The 7,345-nt window shown below is 70.0% G+C and carries 4 protein-coding genes and 2 pseudogenes; 5 read left to right on the top strand and 1 reads right to left on the bottom strand.

Annotated elements, in window-relative coordinates:
* A pseudogene (locus tag RMO12_RS13025) lies at positions 1 to 260 on the bottom strand (IS3 family transposase); the annotation flags it as partial.
* 291 nt (positions 261 to 551) lie between these two features.
* Here RMO12_RS13025 and RMO12_RS13020 point away from each other — a divergent pair.
* From RMO12_RS13020 to RMO12_RS12995, 5 genes and pseudogenes are all read left to right on the top strand, one after another.
* The gene (locus RMO12_RS13020; protein ID WP_309639613.1) at positions 552 to 2,762 is read left to right on the top strand and encodes a TonB-dependent receptor; all 2,211 of its coding nucleotides are present in this window, start codon (positions 552 to 554) and stop codon (positions 2,760 to 2,762) included.
* Positions 2,763 to 2,960, top strand: a complete 198-nt coding sequence (locus RMO12_RS13015; RefSeq protein WP_309639612.1) for a hypothetical protein — start codon at positions 2,763 to 2,765, stop codon at positions 2,958 to 2,960.
* Positions 2,961 to 3,136: 176 nt separating this feature from the next.
* Entirely contained in the window at positions 3,137 to 3,991 is an 855-nt protein-coding gene (locus RMO12_RS13010; RefSeq protein ID WP_309639611.1) for a DUF429 domain-containing protein, read from the top strand.
* Positions 3,988 to 6,359, top strand: a pseudogene (locus tag RMO12_RS13000) (DEAD/DEAH box helicase). The gene RMO12_RS13010 and the pseudogene RMO12_RS13000 overlap by 4 nt, the downstream one beginning before the upstream one ends.
* Positions 6,356 to 7,288, top strand: coding sequence for a thermonuclease family protein (locus RMO12_RS12995; RefSeq protein ID WP_309639610.1), 933 nt, complete (start codon positions 6,356 to 6,358; stop codon positions 7,286 to 7,288). Before RMO12_RS13000 ends, RMO12_RS12995 begins: the two are co-directional and overlap by 4 nt.
* Positions 7,289 to 7,345 lie beyond the last annotated feature (57 nt).

The raw sequence follows: 7,345 nt of genomic DNA, 5'->3' as shown, positions 1-7,345 counted from the left end.
CCGTGCGCGCGCAGCACGCGGGCGAAGCTGGACTCGCTGGCCAGGTACACCCCCTCGTCGGCGAGCATGGGCACGATGCGCGCGGGCGGCACCGCCGCGAAGCGCGGCTCGTTGGCCACGCACAGCAGCTGCGCGCGCTCGATCTCGCTCTGCCCACTTCGCGGGCCACCAACTCCACCGCCGAACTCTCCGGCGGCAGCAACCTGGCCACCGCGCGGTCCTTGAATACTTGTCCGTATCGAGCCACTCTCGTCCTTCATCGCCGCCCCCGGGTTGTCGGTTCTATCGGGGCGACAACTATTCTGACGCGGGGGGGCTCCGTCACGATCACGATCACGATGCGCAGCACTTCATTCACGAATTGAGTTCCTTTAACGAACCAAAGATGTACCGGCACTCGATGCATTAACGACGCAGCGCTTGACTTTCTCAACGACAGTTTGGGGCAACAGCGGTGCCGGCCGTGGCGATTTGCAGAATTTCTCTATTCTGATCGGGCCGCCCCGCGGTTAGAGTCGCGCCCCTCAATAAATAGAATCAGAGAGTCCTTCATGCTTCGCTCACTCAAACCCGTGTTAGCCGCCTGCGCCGCCATCGCCAGCACTGCCGCCGCGCAGGCCCAGGCCAGCGACCCGGCCGCGGGTACGCGCTTGGCGCCGATGGTGATCACCGGCAAGGGCTTCGAGCAGCGCGCCTTCGACACCCCTTACTCGGTGGGCACGGTCGACGCGGAGACGTTGCGCGACGCCGGCCCGATGGTCAATCTGTCCGAAGCGATGGCGCGCGTACCAGGCCTGACGGTCGCTCACCGCAACAACTACTCGCAAGACTTGCAGATCAGCTCGCGCGGCTTCGGTGCTCGCTCGAGCTTCGGCGTGCGCGGCCTGCGGCTCTACAGCGACGGCATTCCCGCCACCATGCCCGACGGCCAGGGCCAGGTGGCGCACTTTGATTTGGCGGGTGCGCAACGCGTCGAGGTGTTGCGCGGGCCGTTTTCCGCGCTCTACGGCAACAGCTCGGGTGGCGTGATTGCGCTGGTGAGCCGGCCCGTGCGTGAGCGCTATGCCGAACTCGACCTCGATGCCGGCAGCTTCGGGCTGCGGCAGGCCCGCGTGACGATTCAGGCACCCTTCGGCGACACACCGGGCCGTGGTTTCGACCTGCGCGTGGGGGCCAGTCACTTCGAGATCGACGGCTTTCGGCCGCACAGCGCCGCCGAGCGCACGCTCGCTAATGTGCGCCTGGGCTGGACCGGCGAGCGCGACACGGTGGTCGTGACGGTCAACCACATCAACCCGCCGGCCGAGGACCCGCTCGGCCTTACGCGTGCACAGTTCAATGCCGACCCGCACCAGACCACCGGTGTGGCGCTGCCGCAGGATGCGCCGGGCCAGGGTTTTCGCTTCAACACGCGCAAGACCACCAACCAGGAGCAGGTCGGCGCGACCTGGCGCCACCGCTTCGACGAACTCGGCGCCTTGAGCGAGAGCGCGCTCACCGGCTACTACGGGCAACGTTCGGTGACCCAGTGGCAGGCGATCCCCGTGGCCACGCAGACGCCGCCGACGCAGCCCGGTGGCGTGATCGACTTCGACCGCAAGTACGAGGGACTGGACGGTCGCTTGGTCTGGCGCTGGGCGCTCGACGGCGAGCGCGGCGTGCAGTTCGTTGCCGGTGCTGCGCTCGAGCGCAGCAGCGAAAACCGCTACGGCTTCGAGAATTTCATCGGCACCGGCGCCACCCAAGTGCTCGGCGTGACCGGCCTGCCGCGCCGCGACGAGCGCAACAGCGTGCGCAACGTGGACGGCTACGCCCAAGGCGAGATCCAGTTCACCAAGGACTGGACCGCCACGCTGGGCGTGCGCAGCGGGCGGGTCGAGTTCAAGACCGACGACCGCTACATCCGCACCGGCAACGGCGACGATTCGTCCGCGCTCGAGTACAGCTACACCAACCCGGTGGCGGCGCTGCAGTGGCGCGTGAACCCGGATCTGAACGTCTACGTCAGTGGCGGTCGCGGCTTCGAGTCGCCGACGTTCAACGAGCTGGCTTACCGCCCCGACGGTGGCAGCGGTTTCAACAGCGGCCTGCAGGCGCAGACCAGCAAGCAGTTCGAGATCGGCGCCAAGTGGCGTGACGAAGCGCGCGGTCTGGCGCTCGACGCCGCCGTGTTCGACGCGCGCACCGACAACGAGATCGGTGTGGCCACCAACGCCGGTGGCCGCTCGACCTTCCAGAACGTCGGTGCCACGACGCGTCGCGGGGCCGAAGTCGGCGCGTCGTGGGCGATCGACCGCCAGTGGCGCGCCGCGCTGGCGCTCACCTGGCTCAGCGCCACCTACGACGACGCCTTTCTCACCTGCACCGCAGCGCCCTGCAATGCCGCCAACCCCGGCAACCAGGCCCTGGTGGCGGCCGGCAAGCGCATCGCCGGCACGAGTGCGCGCAGCGGCTTTGCCGAGCTTGCCTGGAAGCCGCTCGAGACGACGGACCTGGGCATCGAGTGGCGCGGCCAGGGCAAGGTCGCGGTGAACGACCGCAACACCGACTTCGCTGGGGGCTGGGCTACCTTCGCATTGCGCGCGTCGCACGGCTGGAAGTTCGGCGACGTGAGTCGGCTCGTCGCCCTGCTGCGCGTGGACAACGTGTTCGACCGCGTCTATGCCGGCAGCGTGATCGTCAACGAGGGCAGCAGCCGCTTCTTCGAGCCCGGCTCGCCGCGCGCGTGGTATGTCGGCCTGAAGTGGCGCCAGGGGTTCTGAGTGTGGCGCCCGCTCGACTGGATGGTGCTTGTGTGCGCTGCGGCTCGCACCGCTGCCGAATGTGGCGCCGTCCGCGAGGTGGCGAAGCGGTTCGCCGCACTGCCGGGCGGGCGCCGGCTCGGCGAAGTTGACACGCGCGTGCGAGTGGCTGGTGCCGCCTTGATCGCCGCGGGCGTGGCGGGCCTGGCGCTCGGCTGACACGGGCGGCGCGCGGCGCACTCACGCCGCGCGGCGACCGTCCGATCCGCAGCGACGGTGCCCGTGCGCGGCATGTCCGAGCCCAGACACCCGAAATACGTCAGGCTGCCCACCAAGCGGGGTTTGGCGCAGCGACGGCACGGCGCTCGGCGACGGCCGTTAGAGTCGGCGCCGCGATGCAACTCCCTCCCGCTCCTCCCCTGCTGCGCCTCCTGGGCCTGGACTTCACCAGTGCGCCCACGCGCCGCAAGCCGATCACCCTGGCGCAGGGCCACCGGGTGGGCGGGCTGTTGCGGCTCGACGGCGTGGAAGCGCTGCCCACCCTCGACGCTTTTTCGGCCTCGCTGCAGCGCCCCGGCCCCTGGCTCGGCGTGTTCGACCTGCCCTTCGGTCTGCCGCGCGAGCTGGTTCAGGCGCTCGGCTGGCCGCTTGAATGGCTGCCCCTAATGCGTCACTACGCGACGCTGTCGCGCGCCGAGATACGCGCGACTTTCGCGGCCTTCTGTGCGTCGCGGCCAGCCGGCGCCAAGTTTGCGCATCGACGCTGCGATGGGCCGGCGGGGTCGAGCCCGTCGATGAAATGGGTCAATCCGCCGGTGGCCTACATGCTGCATGCCGGCGTGCCGCGGCTTATCGATGCGGGGGTGACGTTGGCGCCGCTGCACGCGGGCGATCCAGGGCGCGTTGCGCTCGAGGGCTACCCGGGCCTGTTGGCGCGTGAGCTGATCGGCGCTCGTTCCTACAAGAGCGACGAGCGTGCGCGACAGACGCCCGAGCGCCTGATCGCGCGCAAGGACATCGTCGAGGCGCTCGAGCAAGGCCGCACCCGCCTGGGCCTGCGCCTTAAGCTGCGCCACGCGCAGCGCGACGACCTGGTGGCCGACGCCAGCGGCGACCGGCTCGACGCGGTGCTGTGCCTCGTGCAGGCCGCGTGGGCGAGCACGCAGCCGGGTCACGGCATGCCGCCACGGCTCGACTCGCTTGAGGGCTGGATCGTCAGTGCCCCGTGGTCCGCGACCGCCGCCGCATGAACGAAGCGGCCGAGCGCTGGTTCGCTTCCCGGGGCTGGTCCTCGTTTACGTTCCAGCGCGAGGTGTGGGCGGCGATGGCCGACGGACGCTCGGGCCTGCTGTACGCCACCACCGGCTCGGGCAAGACCTTCGCGGTATGGCTGGGCGCCGTGGCGCGCGGCTTGGCCATGCTGCGGGATGACACCACGGCCGCCGCGGCGGCAGAACCCGCAGCCGCTGCTGTAGCGCAAGCCGCCGTTGCGGACAGTGCGGCGCGGCGCGTCGATACGGCGGTTCGGTCGCGACGGCGCCGGGTCGCGGCGCCTGCCAAGGCGCGCGCGGCGCCTGTGCTGGGCGTGCTCTGACTAAACCCCCATGCGCGCGCTCGCGGCCGACACGTTGCGCGCCCTTTCGCTGCCGTTGGCCGAGGTGGCGCCGGGCCGCGGGCCTGCGCACCGGCGACACACCGAGCGCCGAGCGCGCGCGACAGGACAAGAGATTGCCCACCGCGCTCGTCACCACGCCCGAGAGCCTGAGTCTGATGCTCACGCGCGAGCATGCGCAGGACGAGCTGGCGGGCGTGCATACCGTGATCGTCGACGATTGGCACGAGCTGATGGGCAACAAGCGCGGTGTGCAGGTGCAGCTTGCGCTGGCACGCCTGCGGCACTGGAACCCGAAGTGGTGATCTGGGGCCTGAGCGCGACGCTCGGCAACCTGGAAGAGGCATCGGATGTGCTGCTGGGCGGCGCCGCCGCCGCTGCCACGCAGGACACGGCGGGCGCCACGCGCACCACGCGCATCACGCGCATCACGCGCGCAGTGGGCACGAGCGGCGAGCACCGGAGCGCGGCGCTGCTGCACGGCCGCGTCGACAGGCCGCTCGTCATCGACACCCTGCTGCCCGCCAACCCCGGCCGCTTTTCCTGGGCCGGCCACCTGGGGGCTCGGATGCTGGCGCCGCTGGTGGACGAACTGGAGAGCTGCTCCACGGCGTTGGTCTTCACCAACACCCGCTCGCAGGCCGAAACCTGGTTCAGGCTGCTGCTCGAGGCGCGGCCCGACTGGGCTGGCGTCATCGCGCTGCATCACGGCTCGCTGGACAAAGCCGCGCGGGCCTGGGTTGACGCGGCGCTGAAGGCGGGCGAATTGAAGGTGGTGGTCGCAACCTCCTCGCTCGACCTCGGCGTGGATTTCCTGCCGGTCGAGCGTGTGCTGCAGATCGAAGGCGGCGGCGCCAGCCTCGGTGCCTATCCGGATTACCACCGAGTGGTGAACGTCGACGGTGTCCACCGCGTCCCCGACCGTGGCATTGCACGCCGCCACCGCCTTGCGATCGGCACCATCGTGGGAGACGCCGCGATGCTGGTGAAGTGGGTGTCGGGCGGCAGCCTCGGCAGCCTCGAGGAAAGCTTCATCGCCCGGCTGAAAAAGGGCGACTGTCTCGTGTTCGGCGGCCGCGTGCTCGAGTACGTGCGCAGCCACGACATGGCCGCCTACGTGCGCAAGGCCACCGGCAACAAGGGCGTGGTGCCGAGCTGGGCCGGCGGCAAGATGCCCTTGTCCAACGAGCTGGCCGATGCGGTGCTCGAGCGGTTGCAGGCCGCGGTCGAGGGCGATTTCTCCGACCCGGAAATGCGCGCGGCCGAGCCCATGCTCAGCGCCCAGGCGCGGCTGTCGAAGCTGCCCACGCCGCACAGCCTGTTGGTCGAGCGCTTCGACTCGCGCGAGGGGCCACCGCCTCTGCGTCTACCCGTTCGCGGTTCGACACGTTCACACCGGCCTGGCCTCGCTGCTGGCGTGGCGGCTCGCCCGCGAGCGGGCCAACAGCTTCAGCATCTCGGTCAATGACTACGGCTTGGAGCTGCTGAGTGCGCTGCCGATCCCGCTGGAGCACGTGCTCGACAAGTCGGTGTTTGCGCACGGGAATCTGCTCGATGACGTGCTCGCCAGCCTCAACGCCAGCGAGCTGGCGCGGCGGCGCTTTCGCGAGATTGCGCGCGTCGCGGGGCTGGTGTTCAGCGGCTATCCCGGTGCGCCCAAGAGCATGAAACAACTGCAGGCTTCGAGCAGCCTGTTCTACGAGGTATTTCGCAAGTACGACAGCGCCAACCTGCTGCTCGGCCAGGCCGAATCAGAAGTGCTGAGCCAGGAGATCGACATCGCTCGCCTGACCACCACGCTCGAAGCGATCGACGCGCGCCGCATCGATTTCGTCGAGCTGACGTTGCCCAGCCCGATGAGCCTGCCACTGATGGTGGAGCGCTTTCGCGAGAAACTCACCACCGAGAAACGCAATGAACGGCTCGAACGCATGCTCAGGGACATGAACGCGGCCATCGACGATCCGTCCAGCGAACGGTGGCCGGCGCGCCGCCATCGCGCATGAAGCTCAACCGCTTGCTCGGAGCCGCCAACCGCGCGCGCCTGGCCGTGTATTTGCTCGCGCCTTGGAAGCTGTTCAAGCACGCCGACACACCGCGCGCGCCGAAGTGGCTCGCGCTGGCGGTGCTGGCCTACGCGGTGATCCCGATCGATCTGATCCCCCACTTCATTCCCGTGCTCGGCCCGCTCGACGACCTGATGCGGCTGCCGCTGGGCATCGCGCTGGCCGTGAAGCTCGCGCCCGACGCGCTATGGCAGGCGCGCCTCTGCGAAGCCGAGGTCTGGCGCGACCCGCTGCCACGCTTGCTGGCGGGGCGCGGCGCTCGTCGTGGGGCTGTGGCTCGTCGGCGGGGCGCTCATGGTTTGGTGGCTGTGGCGCACTTACGGCGCGGCCTGAGGGTCGCGCTGGTTGCGCTGGCCGCGCTCACGGGGGTCGGCGCCGCGGCCGCAAGCGAGACGCACCTGATCGGCGTCGTCACCCATGTGAGCGACGGCGACACGCTCTGGCTGAAGACCGACGCCAGTGCCGAGCGGCCGCACGGGCAGCGCGTGAAGCTGCGGCTCGTCGGGCTCGACGCGCCCGAGCGCTGCCAGGCGCACGGCAGCGTCGCAACGCTGGCGCTGGCAGCGCGTGTGCAGGGCCAGCGTGTCACCGTGCGCCGACGCGCCACCGACGAGCACGGCCGCGCGCTCGGTACGCTCTGGCTGCGCGACGAGGACGTCGGCGCCTGGCTGGTCCGCGAAGGTCATGCCTGGTCGGCGCGCTACCGTGGCGACGCGGGGCCGTATGCGAGCGAAGAGCGCGCAGCGCGGGCCGCGCGGCGCGGCTTGTTTGCCGAGGAACATCCGCTCGAGCCGCGCAGCTTTCGGCGTGAGCACGGGCCGTGCGACGCGCCGCCGAGAGGCTCCGGCCGCCGCGCACCACGCGCTTGAAGACTTGGCCGGCGGAGGTGCAGCTTGCACGGCCGCTGCAGGCCGAGCCACCGCAGC

The sequence above is a fragment of the Methylibium sp. genome (assembly GCF_031393925.1).
Taxonomy (GTDB): domain Bacteria; phylum Pseudomonadota; class Gammaproteobacteria; order Burkholderiales; family Burkholderiaceae_C; genus Methylibium.
The sequence above is the reverse complement of the archived record's forward strand: the minus strand, read 5'-3'. Positions and strand labels throughout refer to the sequence as shown.